Source organism: Jeotgalicoccus psychrophilus DSM 19085 (assembly GCF_000425845.1).
GTDB classification, from domain to species: domain Bacteria; phylum Bacillota; class Bacilli; order Staphylococcales; family Salinicoccaceae; genus Jeotgalicoccus; species Jeotgalicoccus psychrophilus.
Map to the genome: position 1 here is coordinate 33,078 of NZ_AUEF01000014.1, position 26,021 is coordinate 59,098.

Genomic DNA, 26,021 nt, shown 5'->3' on the forward strand with positions numbered 1-26,021 from the left:
AAAATTCCCTTTAAGACTTTCATTCATCAGTCTTAAAGGGATTTTTTATTCATTAAGCTTTGGTTCCGGATGCACATACAGGGACATAATCCCTTTAACGTGCATATGCTCTTCTACCTGATCGCATATATAATGTGCTTCTGTTATTGAAATTTCAGGATCAACAATAATCGTCACATCTAAAAAGATGCTGCTGCCGTGATAGCGCCCTTTTATCGATTTAACATCCATTACACCCGGGACTTCCAAAACATCTTCTTTATGTTCTATTAAATCGTCATCATTGTAGCCGTCACTTAAAGCGAACACTGCGTCTTTTAATATTTTAAAGCCGGTATACATAATCAAAACCCCGAGTATTGAGGCTATAATAACGTCAGCTATAGGCAAGCCAAGCTGTGTCAATATCAAACCGGCAGCAGTTCCGAAACTGATCATACTGTCCGACATGTTATCCATTGCCGCAGATTTGAGTGAGCTGCTGTTCGTTTTCTCTGCAAGTTTTGAATTAATAAAGAAGACAGCGAGCATTATTAAACCACTGGCAATACTTATATAAATCACTACCGGGTCAGGCGTTGACACTACCGGTGAAAAGATTGCCGGGAGGTTTTCAAAAAGTACCTGAACACCAACAAATATAATAATGAAAGAAACGACGAGAGAAGCAATGTTCTCAGATTTTAAATGGCCGTACGGATGATTGTCATCGGGCGGTCTAATCGATATTTTCAAACCGATTAACACAGCAACAGATGCAAAAATATCTGTCATATTATTTAAAGCGTCGGCACGCACCGCCGCAGAATCATATTCCATACCGAAATAATATTTCACTACAGATAAAATAATATAAGTAATGATACTTAAGTAAGCCCCTCTCTGGGCAAGTTTTAATTTATTTTTATTCCCCATAGTGATAGCTCCTAAAAGTTAGTGGAGATTCATTATGCACTGTATTCAAAGTATTTTCAACAGCTTTCGGTGTATTTTTAAAACTTTCTATTACATGAAATAAATTTTTAGAGCGTCCGAAAATTTATCTTCTGTTACCCTCTTTTAAATAAAAAAATAACACTCCGTGATTAAGGAGTGTCATTTCTCGGCTTCCCGAAAATATAACTGGTAAAGAGGCCCGCTAAAAATACAATAATGGATATAATCCATCCTGCACCACTGTCCGGCAATCCCGGATAAATGGCGAATGTTGAGCCGAAAAGCAAACCGATAATCCCGGCGTAAGTCAGGTAGGTATAATTTTTAAGCAAATGCGAAATTATTCTGCTCGCAACAAGTATACCTGTTACTATGCCGAGACCAGTTGAGATTAAAATTGGCAGTACTTCAAAGTTCAATGATGTAAATTCATTAATCGCATAAATAACTATCGGGTATACTCCGAGAATCAGCATCACAAGAGAACCTGAGATTCCCGGCAGCAGCATCATTGAGGCTGCCAGTATACCTGCAAGGAAGTATTTAAATAAATCGCCTAATTCCATGCCTGCACTGCTTGCCGGCGGCGCATCAGCATTGAACATTGACATAGCATAAAGTATTTCGATTCCAATAAGTATCAGGATAAAATGTATCGCTCTGAATTCTGCTTTAACATTTGAAATTCTTATCATCATGGGTATTACGCCAAGTACCATTCCCATAAAGAACCAGTGAGTGGGCATTGTGTGATTTTGCAAAAAGTAATCCAGGACAGAAGACATCGTTAATATTGCAATGGCCATGCCGAGTACCAAAGGCAGTAAAAATGCTAATGCCTGCTTATAGTGCTTTGATATTATCCGGCTGATAGCACCGAGGAACTGATCATAAATCCCTAGTAATAACGCCATCGTACCGCTGCTGACACCGGGGACCAATTCAACTATTCCCATTAAAAAGCCTTTAGGCACATTTTTCCAATTAAACATATCTTCAGTTCCATTCTTTATAATTTACTCCGTATATTTTATCACATTTTACCAGCTGTCAATAATCATATATATGCCGAGTAAGAGAAGAACCATCCTCAATATGAATACAACGGTATTTGAATCGAGCTTTCTATTCAGTTTAACACCGATCTTCGCCCCAAGATAAGCAGCTGGAATCAGCGTCAATGCATAGAAAAAGTGAATATTACCCTGCAGCAGATGGCCGGTCGCAGAAGAAACACTGCCGAACAGCACTAAAAACATACTCGTGCCGACTGCAATTGACGGCGGCATTAAAAATAATATAATCATCATCGGTGTCATTAAAGCACCGCCGCCTACACCGAATAATCCGGCTGCAAAGCCGGCAAGTAAACTTCCGATAACTCCTATGTAAGGCGGGAAGCCGTAGTAATGAACTTCTCCTGTCCCGTCTGTATGAGGTCTGACATATCTTTCGTCCTGAAATACTTTCATCGGTTTTATTTTGTCCCTAATGAGCAGTATAAAACTGACTAAAATGATAAACAGCCCAAAATACAGCTTCAGGCTGTCGACTGTAAACAAGCTGCTTGTATATGAACCGAGCATTGCACCTGGAATAATTCCGTATAAAAGATACTTCCCATTTTTCCAGTCGACCTGTTTATTTTTATTGTATGAAATAACAGATGATAGTCCGATAAAAACAAGAACCAGACTGGAAGTACCGACAGCAATCTGCGGTGTGATTCCTTCCAGTATCCCGAGTTCAGCCCCTAAAAATATAAGAACGGGAACGATGACTATACCGCCGCCGAGCCCTATTAATGATCCGACAATTGCTGCAATCAGACCTGTTGCCGCGAGCAGTATGAAATCCATAGTCATCATCCTCATTTTAGTTAATTATTTTTCAGCAGATGCAAGAAACATTGATGCGTCTTTGTTCATAAATACTTTTTCTCCATGGTAAAACGTCTTAATATCGGCCGATTTAAAACCTGCATCGATTAAAGCAGAATGCATTTCATCATGAGTAAATCCGTTATGCACTTTTTCATGATAAATCGATTCGTTTTTATCGAAATCAGCAATCAGCAGCTGACCCGAATCATTTAATAAGGTATATAGTTTTTTAATCAATTCTTTATATTCAGGTACATGCAGCATTACGAGTGACACAATAATTACATCGGCTTCATTGTTATCCAGCTCATCCGTCGCTCTCGTTTCAGCATTTTTGACATTGCCCGCTTCAATCTTTTCACTGACAACTTCCATCATACCTTCTGAGATATCACTGAAAATCAGCTGTTTAAAATAATCGGTAAACTGAAGACCAATGAGTCCGGTCCCGCAGCCGTAATCTATTAATGTTTTATTAGAATCAGCAGGTAAATGTTTTCTCACTTCTGCTGCTACTGTATTAGCCAGTTCAATTCTCTGTTCATTGTCATACTTCTTTGCCATTCTGTTAAATATATTTTCAGCCATATATTCTCCTATTCTTTACTTATTATGTTCCTCATTGTACTACTTACACTGCCGAGATACATCTCTCCAAACTTTACCAGATGAACAAGCAGCAAATACAGCTTGTAAAACTCTATACGGCGTTCAGCACCTTCTGCCAGAGGATAGACACTATCGTAAGCTTCATAAAATTCACTGCCAAACCCTCCAAACACCTGCGTGGCACCCAGATCAAACTCCCGGTCTCCATACAAGGGAGAAGGGTCAAATAATGCAGGACGCCCGTCATTTAGGAACATGTAATTTCCCGACCATAAATCACCATGAAGCAGTGAGGGCTTACTATCGTGTTTATTTAATTCCCCTTTAATTATTTCGAGCACACTGATAAATATTTGATTCTCCTGTTCGCTCCATAAATCTCTTTTGATAATTTCTTCATGCAGCTGCACCAGACGCTGATCGATGAACAATTCACTCCAAGTATTGAACCACCCGTTTTGAAATGTAATATCGCTGCCTTCATATGGCAGATGATAGCCGAACTGACTATCCTTCTGATGTGTCAGATGAAGCTTTGCGACCAGCTCACCCAGGTCCTTCTGACTGCCAGAGCCCTCTTCTAGAAAATCCAGCAGTAAATACGCATCACCGGAAATCTGTCCGTAATCCTCGACACGCGGCGCGGTAATTTCGGCTTTCTCAAAATCCCTCAAGCCTGCAATTTCAGCAGCATAAAAATCTTCAGCTCTACCCGGCTGCACCAGCAGGAAATAAAGTTTGTTACCCGTTTCGATACGGTATGCATCATTCACATCTCCGCCGCTGACAGGTGTGATACTTTTAAGATCTTTAACCGGTAATTGTGCGGTCCAATGTTTATCCATTAAAATTACCCCTTTCTTAAACTTTATACTTCTCTTTATTTCCTTTACAATATATGTGAAACACAACAGCAGTTCAAATTCAGAGAAAGCCTGCCACATATAGGTTATAATGCATATAGTTATTAAATAACGCATAGCGTTACATTTTGGAAAGGACACTATTTTATGAAAAGAATTATACTTCCCATCATCATTATCGCTGCTGCGGCATTTGGTTTAGTTTATGCAGACAGTAAAACTGATGATGGCTTAATAGAAGAACTTAGAATTATTCTCACACCTAATCCTATGGAAAATAATACATATGATCAGGGAGAATGTACGTACTATGTTTTCGATAAAGTTAAGGAAGACGGCATGATGATAGAACGAACATGGAACGATGCTGAGTACTGGGCAGATCGTGCAGAAGATGACGGCTATGTTGTAAATAATGTACCTGAAGAAGGTTCATTAATGCAGACTGACCGCGGTGAAATCGGGCACGTTGCCTACATTGAAACTGTCTATGAAGACGGTTCATTCGCTGTGTCGGAAATGAATTTCCTTGAAGCATATGAAGTTTCAGAGCGAACAATTACAACAGAAGAAGCTGCTGATTATAAATATATTCATCCTAAAATAAATAAACACGCCGGCAGAGGATAATATCATGGGGCTAAACAAGAAAATAAGGTTGTACTTCCCGTCGGTGCCCGATTGGCTTCATCATCCTAGCATATTCAGTATAATAATCGCTCACCTCTAAGTACAGTACGTTATTGACGTGCTGTATTTTTTATTTATGCAACACAGTAGATTTTTGCAAGTACTCCACTTCGTATTTATCTGCTGACTTTCTAATAAAAGCCAGCATCTTTTCAGCCGGCACCTCTTCTTTTTTATAAGCTTCTTTTAAACGCATATATTCATTTTTCTCTGCAGCCGTACATACTTTTTTAAAATATCCCCACATATGATCAGCTGTATTGATTACAGAACCAGATTCCGGCGTAATTTTAAATGCATCATTAATCAATATTTCCAGCGTTTCTATTGAGATATCTTTTTTCAATTCTTCCCTGATTAAATTATAATGTTTTTGCGAATGCATCATAACTTTATATTTTTCTTCTGCCCACAGTTTTTCAATCATTCCACGCCGTTTCATCAGACCCCTTCTTTCCTTTACACTTTAATTATCTTGTACCCTTTTTCACGCAGCGATATATATTATATTGACATTCGGATATTATTGGCATAAACTTTCAGAGTGATAATGATTCTCAATACTCTTGAAGAATCATCTATATGAGAGGTGACTGTGTTGAACGCACTTGAAATAAATAATATAGCGGTTGGCTACCACAACCGTTCGGTAATAAATGACTTAAGTGTTACGATTCCCAAAAATAAAATAACGACAATTATCGGACCGAACGGCTGCGGAAAGTCTACGCTGATAAAAACGGTTTCCCGTATATTAAAAGCTGAGAAAGGTACGATTTTACTCGATGGTAAAGCGATTAATACTCTGGACACTAGAGAGATCGCCAAGCAGATGGCGATTTTGCCGCAAACTGCAGAATCTCCGGGCGGGCTCACCGTTTTTGAACTTGTTTCATACGGTCGTTTTCCATACAGAAAAGCACTCGGTTCTCTAAGTAAAGAAGATTATAATTATATTAACTGGGCGATTGAAGTAACAGGCCTTGCAGATTTCTCAGATCGTGAAATCAGTGATATGTCAGGCGGCCAGCGCCAGCGTGTCTGGATTGCTATGTCTCTTGCACAAGGCACGGAAACACTCGTGCTCGATGAGCCGACTACTTATTTGGACCTCGCTCACCAGCTCGACATTCTGCTTCTCTTGAAGAAATTGAATATTGAAGAACACCGCACCATTATTATGGTTCTGCATGACCTGAATCACGCTTCAAGATTTTCTGATTATATGATAGCAATGAAGGATGGAAATCTTATTACAAAAGGCAATCCTGAAGAAGTAATGACACATGACAATTTAAGAACATTGTTTAATATCGAAGCCGACATTCAGAAGTGTCCTTACAGCGGTCACCCGATTTTCACTTCTTATCATTTAAGCAGTCAGGACAAAGATTATGAGTAAATTCAATTCTTCCTTAACTGATAAAGAACAAGTAAAAGAAGTTAAAAATTCTGCAAAACCTGTCCGCGGAACGGTTATCATCTCAGGCGGGATAATTTTTCTGCTGTGTGCGTTTGCAGTATCTATTTCACTTGGTGCAGCAGATATAAACTTATCAACAATATGGAATGCTTTGTTTAACTTTGACGGGTCTGTCACACAGCACCAGATAATATGGGAACTCCGATTCCCGCGTATTATCGGTGCAGCAATCGTTGGAGCGGCATTCAGTGTTGCAGGTGCATTAATGCAAGGGATGACACGAAATCCTCTTGCCGATTCCGGACTCCTGGGATTGAATGCGGGCGCAGTGATGATGCTCGCAATCAGTTTCAGTTTTTTTCCGGGACTGCCGTATGTCTATGTTGTACTGATGTCGTTTTTTGGCGCTGCACTTGGTGCAGGTATAGTTTACGGCATTGGTTCGATGAGCAGAAATGGTTTAACACCGCTTCGCTTAGTCCTTGCAGGGGCAGCTGTTACAGCATTACTTACTGCATTGAGTGAAGGTATCGCTCTGTACTTTAACGTCGGACAGGATATGGCATTCTGGTATGCCGGAGGCGTATCCAGCACGCGTTGGAGTCATCTCGCGATAATAACGCCTATCGTTATTACCATGTTATTTATAGCGATGCGTATTTCAAAATCTATTACTATTTTAAGTCTCGGGGAAGAAGTCGCCGTTAGTCTCGGGGAACGCACAGTCAGAACAAAACTGATCAGCGCAGGCGTTATAGTCGTGCTTGCCGGTCTTGCAGTTTCAGTAGTCGGTGCAGTCAGTTTTGTCGGCTTAATTGTCCCGCACTTGACCCGCAGGCTCGTCGGTTATGACTACCGCTGGATAATACCCGTCAGCGCCGTTGTCGGTGCAATTCTCGTTGTTGTTGCAGATTTATTCGCACGTACGCTGAATGCTCCTTTTGAAATACCAATCGGTGCACTCATTTCTTTAATCGGTGTACCATTCTTCTTATACCTTGCTCGTAAAGGAGGTAAGGCAATATGACTCAGTATAGACCCGCTGGTCTCATGAAAAAACAGCGCCGTGCTGCAGTGGTTGCCAGTATCTTTATAGTTCTTTTACTTGTTTTATTTCTCGTCAGTTTAAATACAGGTGTTATACGCATCGACCCGGTCACTGTGATAAAAACAATATTCGGCAGCGGCGAACCGCGTGATGAACTGCTGCTGTTTGAGTTCCGTCTGCCGAGAATTACCATTGCCGTACTCATCGGTATGGGACTCGCCGTATCCGGAGCCGTGCTTCAGGGGATAGTGAAAAACCCTCTGGCAGATCCCGGAATTATAGGAATCAATGCCGGGGCAGGACTTGCAGTGATGCTGTTTGTATCATATTTCTCAACTGAACTTGGAAACTCGGTATTTATTATGCCGTTTCTCGCGTTCATCGGTGCAGGCGCGGCGGCTGTTGTTATATATGCTTTCTCTTATAAAAAAGATGAAGGCGTATCGCCTATCCGATTAATACTTGTCGGTGTTGCAGTTGCTGCCGGTATTAGTGCATTAATGATTGTTCTGACCTTAAAACTAGACCCGAGAACATATGATTTCGTTGCCACCTGGCTTGCAGGGAGCATTTGGGGTTCAAACTGGAACTTCGTATTGGCCCTTCTGCCGTGGCTTGTGATTTTGATTCCATTTGTTTATATGAAGTCACGAGTGTTAGACGTTTTAAACCTCGGCGATCATACTGCTGTCAGTCTAGGCATGAATCTCGAAAAGGAACGCCGAATTCTGCTTGCTGCAGCTGTCGGTCTCGCTGCAGCGAGTGTTTCGGTCAGCGGCGGTATCGGCTTTGTCGGGTTAATTGCTCCGCATATGACCAGAAGGCTCGTCGGCAATAAACATAAGTACGTCATTCCGATATGTGCGCTTATCGGTGCAGTGCTCGTATTAACCGCTGATACACTGGGCCGTGTCATACTTCAGCCTGCTGAAATTCCGACAGGTGTTGTTGTCGCGATTATAGGTGCACCTTACTTCCTGTACCTTTTAGCAAAATTAAATGATTAAACCAGTAATTCTAATCCGGCTGTAAAGCAGCCGGATTATATAATAAACAGCCATTGAGAATTCATCTCAATTAGCTGAAAAAGGAGAAATATTATGAAGAAATTTTTAAGTTTTACACTTGCGCTGGCTCTGTCAGTAATACTCGGGGCATGCAGTTCAGAAGAACCTGCCGGTGAAGAATCATCAAAGGAAGAAATTATTACATATGAATCTGAATTCGGTCCTGTAGAAGTTCCGGAAAACCCGGAACGCATTGTTGCTTTAGCCTACGCCCCAAACCTTCATGCCCTCGATATTGAAATGTCAGGTGTTGATCAGTGGTCTAAAAATAATCCACTGTTCGAAGAAGACCTGGAAGGTGTTGCCGAGGTGACTGAAGCTGAACCAGAGAGTATCTTAGCTGAAAATCCTGATTTAATTATTGCAGGAGCCAACATGGAAAATCTGGAAGAGCTTGAGAAAATCGCACCAACCGTGACTTATACTTGGGGAAAATTAAATTATCTCGAACAGCAAATTGAGATAGGTAAACTCGTTGGTAAAGAAGATGAAACCCGTGCATGGGCAGAAGACTTTGAGAAACGTGCTGCAGATATCGGCAGTAAGATTAAAGAGAAGCACGGTGAAGATACTACCGTTACAGTGATTGAGACTGATGGCAAAGGATTTTATTTATTTGGCGAAGCATGGGGAAGAGGAACTGAAATTTTGTACCAGGCAATGGATTTAAAGATGCCTGAAAATGTACAGAAAGCTGTCTCATCTGATGGATATTATGAAATTTCACAAGAAGTCTTGGCAGAATATGCGGGTGACTACATTGTATTAAGCCGCGGTGAAGAGACGGACATGTCATTTACTGACAGTGAAGTATGGCAGTCGATACCCGCTGTACAAAATGACAATGTTATTGAAATTGATACTGCAGCATCCAGCTACAGCGATCCAACAACATTGGAATACCTGCTTGAAATATACAGCAAAGGTTTAATGGAATAAAAAATAATACGGTCCGAATTTCCTCATTTAAAGGTTCCGGACCGTTTTTTCTAGTTTTAAACTTAATCTATTTTCTTCACAAATTCAGACTTCAGATTCATCTGGCCGATACCCGGTATTTTACAATCAATGTCATGACCATCTTCCGGATCAACAAGTCTGATACCTTTAACTTTCGTTCCCTGCTTGATTACATTGGACGAACCTTTAATTTTTAAATCCTTAATTACCGTCACGATATCTCCGTCATTCAAGACGTTGCCATTCGCATCTTTTACGAGTGCCGCCAGCGCTTCTTCTTCCGCTGACTCAGGCGTCCACTCATGCGCGCACATTGGACAAATTAAGAGCGGTCCATCCTCGTATGTATACTCCGAATTGCAGCTCGGACAATTTGGTAATGATGTTGTCATTATAATCCCCCATATCACTGTATTAATTTAAAGATACCACATTTTTTTATAAATAAAAGTCGGGGTTCAAATGAACACCGACTTTCTTAATAATTATGCTTCCTTTACTTTCAATACCTCATAGCCCAAATTCTCAATAACACTTTTCAGTTCTGCTGATGTTACTTTCTCCGGATTATATTCCGCTTTCGCTTTGCTCGCATTAAATAAAAGTTTAGCTGATTCAACACCATCTGTTTTCGTCAGTGCCCCTTCTATTTTCTTAATACATGTCGGACAGCTCAATGTTTCAAGTTGCATCGTTACTTTATTCATAATATATTCCTCCCGTTTTTTGTTTTCCTTTTATCTTATACCTTAATTATATTAGTAACTCGCCTATTTAAAATTGACCTGCATCAAGATTACGGTTTAAATTTTATTAACCTCATCGCGTTGAGTATAACAATCAGTACACTTGCTTCATGGGCAAACATTCCTATCGCCAGGTTAACGCCGCCCATCAGCACTCCAACGAGGAGTAATGCTACTGTAACGAGTGCGATAATGATGTTTTGTTTCATGTTGCGCATCGTTCCTTTAGATAACGACAGTGCGTGTGCATACTGCGACAGTTTATCCGCCATCAGCACTACGTCCGCTGTTTCCATCGAAATATCCGTGCCGCCTTTCCCCATAGCTAGTCCGACGTCTGCTGTTGCTATAGCCGGTGCATCATTAATGCCGTCCCCTGCCATAGAAATAATTCTGCCTTCTCCTTTAAGACGTTTCACATGCATCACTTTATCTTCCGGCAGCAACTCTGCGTGTACTTCGTCAATACCGAGTTCAACTGCGACTGCTGCTGCTGTATGGCGGTTATCACCTGTCAGCATAACAATATGTTTAATGCCATTGTTACGCATTGTTGCCAGAGCTTCTTTTGCATCGTCTCTGATTTTATCAGCAATAGATATTACTGCTGTTAGTTTCGAATCTACTGCTGCAAATACCGCAGTATTCCCTTTCTTTTCACGTTCAAGTGCGTAAGTTTCAATATCAGGCGGTATATCAATGCCGTTTTCTCTTAACAATTTTCTGTTTCCTGCAACGATTGAATGATTACTTATAGTACCTTCAATACCCTGGCCTTTAACACCGGATGCCTGCTCCATTATATAAGCTGAAAGATCCGACGTTTTTTCTGCATACTCGACTATTGCTCTCCCAAGATGATGTTCAGATGCAGTTTCAAGTTTTCCTATCAAACCTGTAAGTTCCATTTCATCTCCAGCAAACACTTTAAAATCTGTTACTTCCGGACGTCCTTTCGTCAATGTACCTGTTTTATCAAAAACCAGTGTATCGACTTTAGAAAGTGTTTCAATCACTTCTCCACCTTTAATAAGCGAACCGTTTTTCGCACCGTTACCGATACCAGCAACGTTTGAGACAGGTGCGCCGATAACAAGAGCTCCCGGACATGCAATCACAAGGAAGGTAATTGCAAGGTGAAGATCTTTCGTAATGAACCAGACAATTATCGACAGTACTAAAACTCCTGGTGTATAGTACTGAGCGAATCTGTCGAGAAATCGTTCTGCATTTGATTTACTATCCTGTGCTTCTTCAACAAGTTCTATAATTTTTGAAAACGTCGTATCGTCTCCTACTTTTTCCGCTGTTATTTCCAAGTAGCCAGAGTCCAGAATCGTTCCGCTTAAAACCTGGTCACCAGTAATTTTCGATACTGGAATAGATTCACCACTGACAGCTGCTTCATTAACTTCTGCTTCACCGCTCAACACTTTGCCATCTACCGGAATCATTCCGCCCGGAAGTATTGCTATTCTGTCACCGATTTCTACATCATCTACATCTATTACTTTCCGGCTGCCGTCAGTAAGTATTAAATTAGCTTCTTGCGGCGCCATCTCAGTCAATTCTTTAATTGAAGAACGGGTTCTTTCAAGAGTTCTCGCTTCTAAGTAACTACCAAACAGAAATAAAAACGTAACGATTGAAGACTCGACATATTCTCCAATAAATAACGCTCCAATAACGGCGATAGTTACTAGTAATTCAATGCTGAACAGCTTCATCCGCGCTGCCTGATAAGCCTTAATACCGATAGGCAGCATAGCGATAATTGTTGCTACGATTAAGGCAGTATTTCCTGCATCAGTATTGCCTGTGAATCTTAATATCAGACCCGCTGCGATTAAAATAAATGCAATAAGAGTAATCTTATTTTCTTGTTTAAATATAAACCTGATCATTTTAAATCTCCTTCCCTCTTTTATTATATTTTCCAGCGTCTATTCATTTATAATGTTACAGGCTTTAGTACTAATAAAAATTGACCGAGGTCAAGAACAAAAAAAAAGTTCCCATTTCCGGGAACTTTCTACTTAATTTTTCTATTTTAAAATATCATAGGATTTATTATTAATTTTCTTAATGACACTTTCATTTTCCAGCTTCTTAAACGTTCTAGTCAGTGTCTCAGGCTGCATACTTAAATATGAAGCGAGATTTTTTTTAGTCATAGTCAAGACCAGTTTACCGTTCTTTGTATGTGTACGAATGTACTCGATTAATTTTTCTCTGCTGTTTAATAAGGAAATATTTGTAGTTAGAGATTCTGAATCATTCAATCTTTCTGCAAAACTCTCAATGATTTTAATACTGATATCCGGATATTTCTGCATTAGTCCATATATATCCTCACGGTTAATGCGGCATACCTCCGCATCTTCCAGCACCTCTGCATAGGATTTACTCTCTTCATCAACACTAAAAAGGGAAAGCTCACCTGTGAAGTCGCTGTGAGTCAGCACTCTGATTAACTGCTCCTCCCCGTTGTCATTTAAACGGTAAATCCGTACTTTACCTTTATGTATGACAAATAGTGAAGAAGATCGGTCACCGGCCATAAAAAGATACTCACCTTTTTTCATACTCTGATGATTAATTCTTTGAAACACTTCTTCCAGCTCATCCATTTCAAGGTGGCTGAAAATCGGAACTTTGCTGACGCACCGTTCATGCCCCTGTAACTCCATGTTACTTCCCCTCCAAAGTGATTAATCTGATTGCTTCGATTATATCATGAGCAAATTAATAATATATAAATGTAAAATTCATGTTAAAATTGATGCTGATTACGAGAAGATTGGGGATATGTATGGCAAAACTTTACTACCGCTACGGTACAATGCAAAGTAACAAGAGCAACCAGATTATTACGACACACCACCAATATACGACACAGGGAAAACGTTGCCTGGCATTCACAACACCAATTGATTCCAGAAGCGGGCATAAAAAAATTAAATCCAGAGTCGGACTTGAACTGGACGCTGAATACATAACAGAGGATATTTTTGACAAAGTAAAACAGGAGCATGATAAAGAAAAAGTATATGCTGTTCTTGTTGATGAAGCACAGTTTTTATCGAAAAAAGATATTCATAATCTGAGCGACATTCCGGATTCCCTCGGGATTCCTGTTATTGCTTTTGGTTTAAAGACGGATTTCAGAAATGAACTGTTCGAAGGCAGCCGCGTTTTACTTGAACTGGCTGATGCTATCGATGAATTGAAAACAGTTTGCCAGTACTGCAATAAAAAAGCGACGCTTAATATGAGACTCCGTAACGGCATTCCGATTAACGTTGGAGAATCTATTCAAATAGGCGACGAGGAATATGTTCCTGTATGCCGCAAATGCTATAAAGAACGCCTCGAACTGGTATAGTAAAATTATATGACAGCTGACACAGGAATCTCTTATGGTTTCTGTGTTTTTTTAGCACTTAAATGTTTCCCGTGAAACTAAATTTTTTTCTAACAAGGAGGATATTTATGAAAATTACCAGTAATATTTTTAAAACCACTTCTTTTAAAAGTCCGTTTTTTAATAACTTCACTGCAGATGCACTGACTGAAATTTTAAACTTCCACCAAACAGTGCCCGGATACGAAGAAACACCGCTTTACAGTTTAAGGGACTTTAGCAGCAGTATCGGCATTGGCAAAGTTTATGTTAAAGACGAATCACATCGTTTTGGTTTAAATGCATTTAAAGGCCTTGGCGGCATTTATTCTGCTGCGGCGTATTTAAAAGAACGTCACAGCCTTGAGTTTTCCACTTTCGACGAGCTGCTGGCCCAGCTGCAAGACAAAGTACCGGAAACTTTTGTTACAGCGACTGACGGGAATCACGGTAAGGGAATTGCTTGGGCTGCACAGCTGCTTAATCAGCGGGCACTAGTTTTTATGCCTAAAAATACTAGCAAATCACGTGTCGAAGCAATTGAAGCTTTAGGCGGTAAAGTCGCTGTTACCGACCTGAACTACGATGATACAGTCCGTTATGCAAGCAATATAGCGCATAAAAATAACTGGCCTGTTATACAGGATACTTCATGGGAAGGTTATGAGGATATTCCTTTAAAAATAATGCAGGGGTATTCAACGATTATTTCAGAAATCAAAGCTCAGCTTAAAGATGATTTTAATGAACTGACACATGTATTTCTGCAGGCAGGTGTCGGCTCATTCGCCGGTGCGATGGCAGCTTCACTAATTCAATCTATGGATCATACCAATATTAAAATAGTTATTGTCGAACCGGAGAATGCCGCTTGTTTATATAAATCTGCAGAACATACCAGCGGTAAACCGCAAAATGTCAGCGGTGATCTTCAAACCATGATGGCAGGATTATCTTGCGGAAAACCCAGCATACAGGGCTGGAGTATTTTAAAAGATTCAGTGGAAGCCTTCATACATTGCAGCGATGACATCAGCTGGAGAGGTATGAGAAAACTTGGTCGTCCCACTGGCAAAGACGAGAAAATTATATCTGGAGAATCCGGCAGTGTGACCATTGGATCTTTACACGAAATTATGACAAATAGTGATTTTAAAAATATGGCAGAACAACTTGGATTAAATAAAAAATCATGTGTTCTCTTAATCAATACCGAGGGTGATACAGACCCGGAAAATTACCAGAGAGTAATGCATGATTATAATGCAAAGAGTTAAATACTAACGCTTTAAATTACTATCTAACTTTCTTAATAACAAGCCTAAAAAGGGAGTAACGCATAGCGTTACTCCCTTTTTACATTATTAATACCGCTATTATAACGCCCTATCTTTTAGTTAAAGTTATCTCTGGCATATATCTCAAGTTCACAATATCACCGTCTTCAAATGACATCGTAAAGTTAGTCATTCCGCCATATTCTGCACTCCCCAGTGTATGTCTCGATTTATTATAATCGGGATGTGATGACACTTCGAGTGATCCTGTTTCCTCAGTTTCTGGCATACTGACATCATAAACACCTGCAGGGAAATCTTCACCGGCTACCCACTGACCAGGAAAAATTGTTTCCACAGATACTGTTTCATACGGAGTAAAGTTTACATTCTCAAAATTGGCTATCTCAACTGAATATCCTTCGTCAAGAAATCCAACAATTTCAGTCGTCTGACCTTCAGGACTATCCGACTCTCCTGCTAAAGTTTCATTGAATCCGCCGCGCTCTTCTTCGTTCTTAACATATATATTTCCGTATCCTGAATCTGCTGTAATGACATAGCGGCCAGGCTCAATATCTTTGCCGACTTCATGCATACCTTCATCGAGTGTAACCGCCTCACCTTGATTCATTAAGTGACTGTAGTCCAAAGTTTCAATTCCCTCAGTGTCACTGGCGGTATCATTGTCTGTTTCGTTATTGCTGTCGGTATCGTCATCTTTCCCAGAATCATTACTTTCTTCACTCGTGTTCGCGCTTTCTGAACCAAGCCAGCCGTTAATTTCATCAGCAAGCTGATCAAAAGGGTTGCTGCATGCGCTTAAGATAATAGAACTAAAAAATAGTACAGATATTAATTTAAGTTTTCTCATTTCTGTTCACTCCATTCACCGTTTCGTAACATTTTCTTAAGTATAAAATTTAAGAGCCCGAATAGCAAACTGATATATTTTGTAACTATTTACTTTTTCTTTGTTATACTATTGGAAATTACATTGGAGGCGGTCTTATGATTAAACCCCGTAAATTACAGCATGGTGACACGGTTGCACTCGTCTCATTATCGAGCGGACTCGCAGGCGAAGAAGATATACAATGGAGAACTGAACAGGGAATCGAACGGCTGGAGAGTGTTTTCGGCTTAAAGGTGAAAGTAATGCCCCATGCTTTGAAGGGCCTAGATTACGTTTATGACCACCCTGAGAAAAGGGCAGAGGATTTAAATAACGCTTTAAGAGATGATTCTGTTAAGGGAATTATCTGTGCAATCGGCGGCAATGAAACTGTACGTATCCTGCCATTTGTAGACACTGATGCTCTTAAAAATAATCCAAAGATATTCACAGGATATTCCGACACTACAACTAATCATTTATTCTTTTACAAATATGGTATATCGACCAGTTACGGTCCTGCTCTGTTAACCGATTTTGCTGAAAATATCGCAATGGATGATTATACTGTCGATTCAATTAAGAGGACATGGTTTTCTGCAGAACCTGTCGGCGAAATTAATACTTCTCCGCACATTAGAAAAATCGGACTCAGCTGGGCTTCTGAAAATAAAAGTATTGAACGTCCTAAAGACAATAATTCCGGCTATGAAAGCATCAGTGGTTCCGGAAAAGCCCGCGGACATTTAATCGGCGGCTGCCTGGAAGTCTTTAATAACCTTCGGGGCACTCAGTATTTTCCAGAATTAAAAGACTTTAAAGATGCCATACTGTTCTTTGAAACATCTGAATGTTATCTTGATCCAGAAATATTTGAAGATTATTTACGCGCTATGTCTGTTATCGGTATATTTGAGCATATAAATGGTATTGTTATCGGGCGTCCTCAGGATGGACGATATTACACTGAATACAAAGAGGCATGGCGACGTATACTCACCGAAGCAGGACGCAGTGACCTGCCGGTACTGTATAACGCAAGCTTCGGTCATAATGAACCGAAATGCATAATTCCATATGGTCTTAAAGCTGAAATAGATACTGAAAAACCTACTTTTAAGATATTGGAAAGTGCTGTAAAAAATTAAAAATCCGAAGAGATAACTCTTCGGATTTTTTACATTAAGTATGATAAAAACGCTGTTGCGATTCCAAAATAAATTAATAATGACAATATATCATTAATTGTTGTAATTAATGGCCCGGAAGCCACTGCCGGATCAACATTTAGATGGTTCAAAATAAGCGGTATGATTGTCCCGGCGAGTGTACCGATAATCAGAGTGCAGAGCAGTGAAATCCCAATAACAAAACCTAACACCGCACTGCCCTGCCATAGATATGCAATGATAAATATAAGCAGTCCGCACGTCAAACCAATGTATACTCCTACTTTCAATTCTCTGAGTAAAAGCTTAAACACTTGTTTTGTATTCACATTTTCTTTCGTGAGCCCCCTGATGACAACAGCAAGTGATTGCGTACCTGTATTACCGGTCATTCCTGCTACCATCGGCATGAAAAATGCTAGCGCAACTACTTGTTCCAGGGTTTCCTCAAAGCTTGCAATGATACTTCCTGACACGATTCCGATGAAAAGCAGAAGTATTAGCCACGTCAGTCTTCTTTTCGCAGCAGTAAATGGTTTTGTCGTAAAATCAATCGCTTTTCCTGATGCAGAAAACTTTTCAATATCTTCTTCAGCTTCCTGATAAACAACATCCAGAATATCGTCGATTGTAACGATACCAAGCAATTTATTTTCTTCATCAACGACTGGAATCGTTACGAGATCATAACGCTGAATTATTCTCGCAACTTCTTCCTGATCCATCAGTGCGTCCACTGTAACTATCCGTATTTTCATAATTTCTTCTATGTGCTGTTCTAAATCGGCCAGCAGCAGATCTCTGTACGATACGACCCCGACAAGTTTTTTATCATCATCGATAACATGCAGATAGTTGAGATACTCAGCCAGCTCCGCAAAATGTTTTAATTTATCGACTGCTTCACGCACAGTATAGGATTTATTAATCCAGACCATTTGATTATTCATTATTCTGCCGGCTGTTTCCGGCGGGAACTCCATAAGAGTTTCGATATCAGCAGAAAATTCTTCATCTGCATCCGACAAGAGTTCTGTTGCTTTCTTTTCACCGAGATTGCTCAGCATACCGATTAAATCGTCGTTGTTCATCTGTGTAATAACCAGAGAGCCTGCGTGTGAATCAATCATGCCGATTACTTTCCGCTGATTAGCAGCATCTAATTCCGATAAAACATCTGCGAGCTGATGAATCGAAATGAATTCTAAAAATATTTTTTGCTCCGCTGTTGATAACTCCAAAAATATTTGAGTCAAATCATACTTCTGCAGATCGCTGATATTTTCGTGGAATGCATGTTCATCTTTTTGTTCCAGTGTATACGTCACACTGTGGACGAGCTGATTTAGATTTTGAACCATATCCTTATTCCTCCTAACTACAGCAGGATGTTTTTATTTTCCAGACGCTGCGAGATTGCCTGCACAATAAATGCATCATCCAATAAGCCGACCGGCAGTAAATAGTCCGGCAGTAAATCTGTTGTCACTATAAAATAAAGTAAAGCTGCTCCAATAAGTATTTGATCCCTGGTATGACCGTGTCCATTTATAAAATGAGCGTACATTGCTTTGAGCTGTTCCACATATTTACCAATACCCGCGGTTTCTTTCATCTTAGTGTCAAACTCTGCAACTATCTTCTCTTGACCTGCTGCTGTCTGGCTGTAAGTTTCAAAATTCGAAATTTCCTGATTCACACGCTCAAATGAAATACTTTCATTAACGTCAGTCAATTCCTCTGCTATTTTCTGCACTGCTTCCCACGTTTGTTCAAGGTCATCTTTAACAGGTTTCCCATACCCCGCAAGCTCTAATAAAAAATCAAAGTCCACTGATAGACTCTCCGATAGTTTTTGAAGGTGATTTAAGTTTACCTGACGCTTGCCATTCATAATTTTAGACAATGTTGCATGGTCGATATTTACAAAAATGCTGAAGCGCCTTAGAGACATACAGCGCTTATCCATTTCATTTTTCATAAACTGATAGAGTCTATTCTGTCTTTCCATAAAATCACCTTTCTTGCTAATATTCAATATCATGAATACTATTAGAATGGTGACAATATGTCAACATTATGTTAAATTAGATAATCTACTATAAATAAGTCAAAAAGAAAGAAGTATGATTATGACAAAAAAATTGCTTATTACAGGGATATCATTTTTAATACTGTACATCTTCATTGCTGTCAGTGTCATGACTGCCAGCGGTTGGGTAAACCATCTTGATCTTTACTTTATCGAAGCCATACAGAGTACTGTCACTGACTCAAGGGCAGCGGTCATCCTAGTGATGACAGAAATCGGCGGAACCGAGGCAATTGTTGTCCTGACCTTGATTGTTACTGTGTCATTGTTTATTAAAAAAATGTATACAGCTGCCCTTTGGTTTGGCCTGACTATTTCACTCAGTCCGGGTGTTCTCGTACATTTAATGAAACCTGTTATAGGCAGAGAACGTCCTGAATTTCTAAGACTAGCTGCAGAGTCCACATACAGCTTTCCGAGCGGTCATTCAACCGCTTCAACTGTTTTTTACGGCATGCTTGGTCTGATACTGATTCTGTCAGTTCAAAAATTATTATGGAAGAAGATTATTATCGCTTTTATAACAGTTACAATTATTTTATTTGTGATGGCTTCCAGAATATATCTCGGCGTGCATTTCCCAACAGATGTACTCGCAGGATTCTCTTTCGGGGCGGCAACTGTGCTATTGTCACTCAGCTTATATCATCTGGCACTTCCAAAATTCAGCCAGTGGCTTCGTAGTAAAGATATTACTGATAAAAGTCTGTCATTATTCCAATAAAAAAAGCATTGCCAATTACGGCAATGCTTTTTGCTGTCTTATTCAGGGAATGTTACATTTTCAATTCTGACGATTCCTACCGGGTCTAGTTCAACACCGTCTACAAGTGTATTGTTTACACCGATACCAAGCTGACCGTAGTATAACGGTGTAATAGGCAGATCTTCCATTAATATTTCTTGTGCTATTGCATATGCTTCAACACGTTCGTTCTCATCAGAAGTCTGCTGTCCTTCTTCTAAATAACCATCAAGCTCAGAATTAGAGTAATTCCAGCGGTTTCCTGACCCGTCCTGTGAGTCTGTATGGAACATCGGGTACAGCCCATAGTTTGGATCCCCTGTCACTGTAATCCACTGAAGCATGAACATATCATGGTTACCTTGATTAGCCATATCTAAAAACGCACCAAATTCATATTGTTCAATCGTTACATCGATGCCGATTTCTCCTAAAGATTCCTGCATTATTAATGCGATATCTCTATTTTGTTCTGAATCCGATGTCCAGATAGTAGTATCGAAACCGTCAGGCATGCTGGAATTAGCCATATATTCTTTTGCTAAATCCAAATCAAAGGCCACTTCTTCCATGTCTTCATTGTGAGCGAAAACAGAGGGCGAAATATGATTTTTTGCATGGATACCGCGGTTATCCAGCACGCCGCTTATAATTTGCTCTCTGTCCAGAGCATGTGATATTGCCTTTCTGACATTTTCATCGTCAAAAGGTTCTTTTGTATAGTTGAATGCAAGGTAAGTCATTGATAAGCCGTCCTGGTCAATAATGTCTGTTGATTCATGATCTCGGACTCGGTCCATTGATGACGGATCTACAGTATCTGTAATGCTGATACCTCCTGTTTCCAACTCAGCCAGACGCGATGAATTCTCAGGGATAACACGATAAGTAACTGTATTAAATTGACGTTCTCCACCGTGGAAATCCTCAAATTTTTCTAAGACAATTTCGTTACCGGGTATGCGTTCCTGTAACTTCAAGTGACCTGTACCGTCCGGTTTTTCAGAAATAACAGCACCGACATGGGTACCGATGTCTTCCGAGACAGCTTCAAAGTCTGTACCTCCTTGTTCACGCAAGTCATAATACTCTTCCAGAGTGACGTCCGAGCCTGCTTCATCTAAAGCATTTTGATAGTCTTCATCGATAACTTCTTTACTTAAAATACCTGCTGTATTGTGTGCAAGATGACTCGGCAGCGGTGTAAATGGATAATCTGTTGTTAAAACAATTTCATAGTCATCTGTAATCTCAATATTGTTAATCATCTCGAACATAAATGCAGCTGATGAACCTACTGAAGGGTCGACTACACGTTCAAGTGTCGCTTTAACATCTTCAGCAGTAAACTCACTGCCGTTATGAAAAGTGGCACCTTCTTTAAGACCGAGTGTCCACTTATCCCCATCCTGTTCAAATGAAGTAGCAAGACCTTCTGTTAATTCTAAATCGACTGTTTGTTCAATTAAAGTATCGTAAATCTGAGTTCTCAGCTGCGCGGAGGGTATATCATTCGATACGTGAGGATCCAGTGATACTGCTTCACTAATCATCCCAATCACTAAATCTCCCCCGCCGGATTCAGCTTCCGTATCCCCTTCAGCCGCTTCATCCACATCACTGTCGTCCGTACAGGCCGCAAGTACTAAAAGCATTGTAAAAAGCATTAATAGCCACAATTTCTTTTGCATAAAACACTTCATCCCCTTTATATGTATACGCTTACAAACCAGTATACCTTTCGGGAATCGAAATGCCAATCTGTTTTTTTAAAGATTCTGTTAATTTAGCGTTGGAGTTGTGCGGCTGCTTTTATAAATGCTCTGAATATTTTCTTTGATGCTTCGTCTACTAAATAAGTTCCTTCGGGATGCCACTGAATACCGATAACAAAATCGTGCTGAGCACTCTCCACCGCTTCGACAATTCTGTCGTCTGTCATTGCAGAAACTTGCAAACCCTCCGCCGGGTATTTGTTTGCCTGATGATGAAAACTGTTTGTCCTAATTTCTGTCTCACCGAGAATCTCATGAAGTTTCGTACCTTCTATAATGTTAACTTTATGGGATAAATAATCTTTCGCAGCATCCTGGTTATGCTTCATCGTACTGTCGCCGTGCTGGGAATAGATATCCTGATACATCGTGCCGCCCTGCTGCACATTTAATATTTGAGCTCCCCGGCATATACCGAGAATCGGCTTGCCTGCTTCAAGGGCATATTCTATCAGTTTCATTTCATAGAGATCACGCCCCGGTTCTATCGTACCCATTTTCTGATGCGGACTTTCTCCAAAAAATGAAGGCTCAATATCATCACCGCCTGATAGCAGCAGTCCGTCAATATTCTCTATCTGCTTTTTAATTAATACGTCGTCTTCTACCTTAGCCAGTATTACCGGTACACCTTCTTCACCTGCTATCGCAATACTGTAATTCTCAGGCAGCCTAAGTCCGTCACTGCTTATAAACGTTGTTACACCAATAACCGGGTTAGTCATATACTCTCTCCTTACATTTAGCATTTTCCTTAGATTTTATCAGAATATTTAAAACTTAACACTAAAAAGAAAAACAGCAGGTTATTTTCCTGCTGCTTCTACAAATCTTCTTATAATATTCTGAGAGGATTCATCAGTATGATACCTCTCCTCAGGGTGCCACTGCAGCCCGATAACAAACTCGTGCTCAGTGCTCTCTATCGCTTCTATAATGCCATCGTTTGTCTTGGCAGCAACATGGAATCCCGGTGCGACTTCATTCACTGCCTGGTGATGGTTGCTGATTGTAAATATTTCTTCCTGTTTAACAATATCGTACATCTTGCTATCTTTTTTAATATTCACTTTATGAGTGAAATGCTCTTTGCTGTCATTCCTCTGGTGCTTAATCAATTCTGTACCTTCTTCTATCTGACTGTAAATATCCTGGTATATCGTTCCGCCCTCGTGAATATTCAGCATATGTGAACCGCGGCAGATGCCGAGAACTGGTATGCCTCTTTCCAAAGCGTAATCGATAAGTTTCCATTCATACTCATCACGTTCAGGTTCTATATTACCTAGTTTCTGATGCGGATCCTGATCATATAATGCCGGATCAACATCATCGCCGCCGGTCAGCAGCAATGCATCTATATTCTCAACTTGCGCTTTAATTAAATCTTCATTCTCAATTTCAGGTAGCAGCACCGGAACCCCATGTTCTCTGCTGATGACATCTATAAATCTCTTAGGGACTTCCTGATTGTTTTTACCGATAAAAGTTGTGATTCCTATAAGCGGTTGCTTCATAATGATTACTCCTTCTATATTCAATTCTAAACTCAATAGCTATATATAGCCGGATTTAGAGATATTTAATCATTTTGCTTAAAGGTTTGAAAAAGCACAGGCTTATTTTTGTCGTTTGTGCTAGAATAATAAAGTCATTTGCGTAGAGATATTGATATGAAAATTTATATCAAAAATACATGTCGTAAGATACGTCTGCCATACTGAACAACTATATGGATGGAGAATACAGATGTATAAAGAAAAGAGACTGCCGCAAAGTGCTGCAGAAGGCATTATTTTTATGCTGGTTATATCGTTTATTTCAGTTAACACTATTGCACCGATTATTATGTTTATGGAGATTGGGTTAAGCCTTGGAACTTACATTGAGTTCTTTAAAATTATGCCCGTAATGTGGATTATAGTTATACTCCTGGTGAGGTTTGTTGCCGGTCCTCTGATCGGTAAAATAATGCCGAAATTTCAAGGTGAAACTGATGGATTCAATGCCAGAATTTTACTGAACATCGTAATGAACGTAACAATTCTTTCACTGACATTGACTGTCATTGGAACATGGGTAGGCAACAGAGAAATATCGACAGATATCTTCACACGCTTTTTCCCAGTATGGTTTAGAAACTTTGGAATTGCGTTCTGGATAGAAGTCCTTGTCGCTCAGCCGATAGCAAGATTTGTCATGGTTAAAATACATGAAAATAAAGCAAGAAAAATAGCTGCATAAAAAAGCGCATCTCCGTAAAGGAGATGCGCTTTTACTATTTTAAGATTACTGATTCAGCCATTCTTTACCTGCAATCAGAGCTTCCTCTGGCAGTGTATGACCGTTCACCCATACTGTCGTTACAGCGGCGTTGCGCTCTTCAAATAATTTAATAACTCTCTCGCTCTCAGCCTCTGGTACGATAGGGTCTCCCTTACCTAGTGACAGGAATACTTCCACATCGCTGAAGTCATGTTTTTTCTCAAGATCAGTTGGATATAATGGTGCAAACAGCATTGCTTTTTTAAATTTATCTTCCTGCTGCAGCATTAATTGAATTGCAATATTCGAACCGTTTGAGAATCCAACGAAGATTACATCTTCCAGTTTAAAATCGTATTCTGTCGCTTTTTCTGCGATAAACTCATACAATTCATTGCCGCGGAATTCTAAATCTTCCCAGTCATAATTCCCTTCACCAAGACGTTTGAAGTAACGGTTCATACCGTTTTCTTTAACGTTCCCTCTTATACTTAAAACATTATATTCAGGATTTAAAGCTTGTGCTAGCGGTAATAAATCCGTCTCAGTACCGCCTGTTCCGTGAAGTAATACGAAAACTGGTGCACCTTTTTTATTTTCATTATAAATATGTTCCATACATTAGCGCTCCTCATAAATTATTTTGGTCTTTCAATTGTAAACATACGTCCTATTTCCGCGTAATCATTGCCGGCCAGTCTGCTGACAGCACTGAGCGCCTCAACATCGATATATCCTTTTTCAGCGTCGTAAATCGAATCATCAAGATGGTAATATTCAATTTTTAAAAATAAAACATCGGTCGTTGCTTCGTCACCATCATAAATCACGTGTGAGTCATAAAGACTTGTTTCGAATCTGACTTTCGCTTCTTTTAATCCCGGCGGACGGACTGAAGCCGATTTAACGGGTGTAAAGTCTGCATAGTTCAGTTCGCTGTCTTCCGGTGCGAGATTTGCAGCTGTAATGTTAGCGATTTCGACATTCGATATATCAACAACATGAACCACGGCTTCTTTTTCAGTCATAATATTTCTCGCCGTGTCTTTCTGTTCACCGTTAACTCTCTGCACTGCAATCGACAGCATCGGCGGTTTATATGTGACAATGTTGAAATAGCTGAAAGGTGCCACATTCACAACACCTTCAGCTGATTTTGTCGATACTAGTGCGATGGGTCTCGGCACCACCGTACCGATCATTATTTTATTTTTTTCTTTAGTTGTTAAATCTTCATTTGAAAAACTAAACATCATTATCGCCCCTCAATTAAAGGTCTAACTTCGGCATTGTTCTTACATACTCTTCTCTTTTGTGTTCATACTGCGCCGGCAGCTGCAGTGAAGAACCAAGTTCTGTCTTGTCTTCATCTACATCGAATCCAGGTTCATCTGTTGCGAATTCAAAAACAACTTCTCCGCGTTCGCTTGTATAAATAGACTTAAAGTAGTTTCTGTCTCTGACTTCAGTCACACCGAAATCCTTGCCCTGAAGTAATGTCTTCCATTTTTCTAAAACTTCCAGGTTCGGTACAGACCATGCAATATGATGTACTGTTCCAATACCAAAGCTGCCTCTAGGTTTTGGCGGAAGCTCAGTGACGATATGATGCTTCTCTTCACCGGCCGTTTCAAAGTGGTAGTTTCTGTCATTAATATTCAGTTCACTTAAGCCCATTGTACGCACTAGTAATTCTTTTGTGCCGTCAGGGTTACCCGATAGTAAAACAGCGCCGTGGAACCCGATAATATCCTTTGTATCGGCTTCACTGTCACCTTCTACTAAAGCGAGCTCAAGTCCGTGAACGTCGTCAAACTGCAGTGTATCTTTACCGAACAGTTCTGTATGTTCAGTTTTGATATTTTGTTCTTTCAAATGATTTTCCCATTCAGTCATGCTGCCCTTAGGAATTCTGAAAGCTATTCTGCCAACCTGTCCACCGCCTTTGACTCCCGGTCTGTCGACAACCCAGTTAAAGAACGTAATAATTGTCCCCGGACTGCCGTCATAATCTCCAAAGTACAAATGATAAACTCCGGGATCATCAAAGTTTACTGTCTGTTTAACCAGTCTTAAACCAAGTACATCTCTGTAATATTTTATATTTTCATTCGGATCACCAACTATTGCAGTAATATGGTGAATTCTTTTAATTGCTTCCATATTTAATTTTCT

Annotated in this window: 29 protein-coding genes; 10 read left to right on the forward strand and 19 right to left on the reverse strand. The window is 40.0% G+C overall.

Features of this window, described 5'->3' with window-relative positions:
• Positions 1-45: 45 nt before the first annotated feature.
• The 5 genes from H625_RS0106380 to H625_RS0106400 all read right to left on the reverse strand — a co-directional run bounded on the left by H625_RS0106380 (position 46) and on the right by H625_RS0106400 (position 4,273).
• Positions 46-915, reverse strand: coding sequence for a cation diffusion facilitator family transporter (locus H625_RS0106380; RefSeq protein ID WP_026859178.1), 870 nt, complete (start codon positions 913-915; stop codon positions 46-48).
• Between the two features lie 170 nt (positions 916-1,085).
• Positions 1,086-1,928, reverse strand: a complete 843-nt coding sequence (locus H625_RS0106385; protein WP_026859179.1) for a DUF368 domain-containing protein — start codon at positions 1,926-1,928, stop codon at positions 1,086-1,088.
• 48 nt (positions 1,929-1,976) lie between these two features.
• Positions 1,977-2,795, reverse strand: a complete 819-nt coding sequence (locus tag H625_RS0106390) for a sulfite exporter TauE/SafE family protein (RefSeq protein WP_026859180.1) — start codon at positions 2,793-2,795, stop codon at positions 1,977-1,979.
• 24 nt (positions 2,796-2,819) lie between these two features.
• Positions 2,820-3,407: a class I SAM-dependent DNA methyltransferase gene (locus H625_RS0106395; protein ID WP_026859181.1), complete on the reverse strand. Its 588-nt coding sequence runs from the start codon at positions 3,405-3,407 to the stop codon at positions 2,820-2,822.
• 8 nt (positions 3,408-3,415) lie between these two features.
• Positions 3,416-4,273 carry a fructosamine kinase family protein gene (locus H625_RS0106400; protein WP_026859182.1) on the reverse strand — a complete coding sequence of 286 codons (858 nt, stop codon included), beginning with the start codon at positions 4,271-4,273 and terminating at the stop codon, positions 3,416-3,418.
• 165 nt (positions 4,274-4,438) lie between these two features.
• Here H625_RS0106400 and H625_RS0106405 point away from each other — a divergent pair, with 165 nt between their 5' ends.
• On the forward strand, positions 4,439-4,921 hold the full coding sequence (locus tag H625_RS0106405; RefSeq protein WP_026859183.1) for a CHAP domain-containing protein: 483 nt from the start codon (positions 4,439-4,441) through the stop codon (positions 4,919-4,921).
• Between the two features lie 130 nt (positions 4,922-5,051).
• Here H625_RS0106405 and H625_RS0106410 read toward each other — a convergent pair whose 3' ends face one another.
• Complete coding sequence (locus H625_RS0106410) at positions 5,052-5,423, reverse strand: YbgA family protein (protein ID WP_026859184.1); 372 nt, start codon at positions 5,421-5,423, stop codon at positions 5,052-5,054.
• Between the two features lie 156 nt (positions 5,424-5,579).
• Here H625_RS0106410 and H625_RS0106415 point away from each other — a divergent pair, with 156 nt between their 5' ends.
• From H625_RS0106415 to H625_RS0106430, 4 genes are all read left to right on the forward strand, one after another.
• Positions 5,580-6,383 (forward strand): ABC transporter ATP-binding protein, encoded by an 804-nt coding sequence (locus tag H625_RS0106415; RefSeq protein ID WP_026859185.1) that lies wholly within the window; start codon positions 5,580-5,582, stop codon positions 6,381-6,383.
• Positions 6,376-7,431: a FecCD family ABC transporter permease gene (locus H625_RS0106420; protein ID WP_026859186.1), complete on the forward strand. Its 1,056-nt coding sequence runs from the start codon at positions 6,376-6,378 to the stop codon at positions 7,429-7,431. Before H625_RS0106415 ends, H625_RS0106420 begins: the two co-directional genes overlap by 8 nt.
• Positions 7,428-8,459, forward strand: coding sequence for a FecCD family ABC transporter permease (locus tag H625_RS0106425; RefSeq protein ID WP_026859187.1), 1,032 nt, complete (start codon positions 7,428-7,430; stop codon positions 8,457-8,459). The genes H625_RS0106420 and H625_RS0106425 overlap by 4 nt, the downstream gene beginning before the upstream one ends.
• A gap of 93 nt (positions 8,460-8,552) precedes the next feature.
• Positions 8,553-9,458 carry an iron-hydroxamate ABC transporter substrate-binding protein gene (locus H625_RS0106430; RefSeq protein WP_026859188.1) on the forward strand — a complete coding sequence of 302 codons (906 nt, stop codon included), beginning with the start codon at positions 8,553-8,555 and terminating at the stop codon, positions 9,456-9,458.
• Between the two features lie 62 nt (positions 9,459-9,520).
• Here H625_RS0106430 and H625_RS0106435 read toward each other — a convergent pair whose 3' ends face one another.
• The 4 genes from H625_RS0106435 to H625_RS0106450 all read right to left on the reverse strand — a co-directional run bounded on the left by H625_RS0106435 (position 9,521) and on the right by H625_RS0106450 (position 12,915).
• Complete coding sequence (locus tag H625_RS0106435) at positions 9,521-9,871, reverse strand: zinc ribbon domain-containing protein YjdM (protein ID WP_026859189.1); 351 nt, start codon at positions 9,869-9,871, stop codon at positions 9,521-9,523.
• 93 nt (positions 9,872-9,964) lie between these two features.
• Positions 9,965-10,186 (reverse strand): heavy-metal-associated domain-containing protein, encoded by a 222-nt coding sequence (locus H625_RS0106440; RefSeq protein WP_026859190.1) that lies wholly within the window; start codon positions 10,184-10,186, stop codon positions 9,965-9,967.
• 89 nt (positions 10,187-10,275) lie between these two features.
• Positions 10,276-12,129, reverse strand: coding sequence for a heavy metal translocating P-type ATPase (locus tag H625_RS0106445; protein WP_026859191.1), 1,854 nt, complete (start codon positions 12,127-12,129; stop codon positions 10,276-10,278).
• Between the two features lie 141 nt (positions 12,130-12,270).
• Entirely contained in the window at positions 12,271-12,915 is a 645-nt protein-coding gene (locus tag H625_RS0106450; protein ID WP_026859192.1) for a Crp/Fnr family transcriptional regulator, read from the reverse strand.
• Positions 12,916-13,037: 122 nt separating this feature from the next.
• Here H625_RS0106450 and H625_RS0106455 point away from each other — a divergent pair, with 122 nt between their 5' ends.
• Positions 13,038-13,610 (forward strand): thymidine kinase, encoded by a 573-nt coding sequence (locus tag H625_RS0106455; protein ID WP_026859193.1) that lies wholly within the window; start codon positions 13,038-13,040, stop codon positions 13,608-13,610.
• 107 nt (positions 13,611-13,717) lie between these two features.
• A complete protein-coding gene (locus H625_RS0106460; RefSeq protein WP_026859194.1) occupies positions 13,718-14,905 on the forward strand; it encodes a diaminopropionate ammonia-lyase in 1,188 nt (395 codons plus the stop codon).
• A 109-nt stretch (positions 14,906-15,014) separates the two neighbouring features.
• Here the strand turns inward: H625_RS0106460 and H625_RS0106465 are convergent, their stop codons facing one another.
• Positions 15,015-15,779, reverse strand: coding sequence for a hypothetical protein (locus tag H625_RS0106465; protein ID WP_026859195.1), 765 nt, complete (start codon positions 15,777-15,779; stop codon positions 15,015-15,017).
• A 137-nt stretch (positions 15,780-15,916) separates the two neighbouring features.
• Between H625_RS0106465 and H625_RS0106470 the strand changes: the two genes are divergently transcribed.
• A complete protein-coding gene (locus H625_RS0106470; RefSeq protein WP_026859196.1) occupies positions 15,917-16,948 on the forward strand; it encodes a S66 family peptidase in 1,032 nt (343 codons plus the stop codon).
• A gap of 29 nt (positions 16,949-16,977) precedes the next feature.
• On the opposite strand, the gene mgtE is transcribed toward H625_RS0106470, so the two are convergent.
• The gene (gene mgtE / locus H625_RS0106475) at positions 16,978-18,330 is read right to left on the reverse strand and encodes a magnesium transporter (RefSeq protein WP_026859197.1); all 1,353 of its coding nucleotides are present in this window, start codon (positions 18,328-18,330) and stop codon (positions 16,978-16,980) included.
• Positions 18,331-18,347: 17 nt separating this feature from the next.
• On the reverse strand, positions 18,348-18,980 hold the full coding sequence (locus tag H625_RS0106480) for a DUF1232 domain-containing protein (RefSeq protein WP_026859198.1): 633 nt from the start codon (positions 18,978-18,980) through the stop codon (positions 18,348-18,350).
• Between the two features lie 121 nt (positions 18,981-19,101).
• Here H625_RS0106480 and H625_RS12730 point away from each other — a divergent pair, with 121 nt between their 5' ends.
• Complete coding sequence (locus H625_RS12730; RefSeq protein ID WP_051239007.1) at positions 19,102-19,785, forward strand: phosphatase PAP2 family protein; 684 nt, start codon at positions 19,102-19,104, stop codon at positions 19,783-19,785.
• A gap of 38 nt (positions 19,786-19,823) precedes the next feature.
• On the opposite strand, the gene H625_RS0106490 is transcribed toward H625_RS12730, so the two are convergent.
• The 3 genes from H625_RS0106490 to H625_RS0106500 all read right to left on the reverse strand — a co-directional run bounded on the left by H625_RS0106490 (position 19,824) and on the right by H625_RS0106500 (position 23,098).
• Entirely contained in the window at positions 19,824-21,497 is a 1,674-nt protein-coding gene (locus H625_RS0106490; RefSeq protein ID WP_026859199.1) for an ABC transporter substrate-binding protein, read from the reverse strand.
• Positions 21,498-21,592: 95 nt separating this feature from the next.
• Positions 21,593-22,306 (reverse strand): gamma-glutamyl-gamma-aminobutyrate hydrolase family protein, encoded by a 714-nt coding sequence (locus tag H625_RS0106495; protein ID WP_026859200.1) that lies wholly within the window; start codon positions 22,304-22,306, stop codon positions 21,593-21,595.
• An 81-nt stretch (positions 22,307-22,387) separates the two neighbouring features.
• On the reverse strand, positions 22,388-23,098 hold the full coding sequence (locus tag H625_RS0106500) for a gamma-glutamyl-gamma-aminobutyrate hydrolase family protein (protein ID WP_026859201.1): 711 nt from the start codon (positions 23,096-23,098) through the stop codon (positions 22,388-22,390).
• A 232-nt stretch (positions 23,099-23,330) separates the two neighbouring features.
• Here H625_RS0106500 and H625_RS0106505 point away from each other — a divergent pair, with 232 nt between their 5' ends.
• Positions 23,331-23,825, forward strand: coding sequence for a DUF2798 domain-containing protein (locus H625_RS0106505; RefSeq protein WP_026859202.1), 495 nt, complete (start codon positions 23,331-23,333; stop codon positions 23,823-23,825).
• A 45-nt stretch (positions 23,826-23,870) separates the two neighbouring features.
• Here the strand turns inward: H625_RS0106505 and H625_RS0106510 are convergent, their stop codons facing one another.
• From H625_RS0106510 to H625_RS0106520, 3 genes are read right to left on the reverse strand one after another with little or no spacing between them, the layout of a single operon-like run.
• Positions 23,871-24,464 (reverse strand): alpha/beta hydrolase, encoded by a 594-nt coding sequence (locus H625_RS0106510; protein ID WP_026859203.1) that lies wholly within the window; start codon positions 24,462-24,464, stop codon positions 23,871-23,873.
• A 20-nt stretch (positions 24,465-24,484) separates the two neighbouring features.
• The gene (locus tag H625_RS0106515; protein ID WP_342664941.1) at positions 24,485-25,102 is read right to left on the reverse strand and encodes a flavin reductase family protein; all 618 of its coding nucleotides are present in this window, start codon (positions 25,100-25,102) and stop codon (positions 24,485-24,487) included.
• 13 nt (positions 25,103-25,115) lie between these two features.
• Positions 25,116-26,009, reverse strand: a complete 894-nt coding sequence (locus H625_RS0106520) for a VOC family protein (RefSeq protein ID WP_026859205.1) — start codon at positions 26,007-26,009, stop codon at positions 25,116-25,118.
• Between the last annotated feature and the right edge of the window lie 12 nt (positions 26,010-26,021).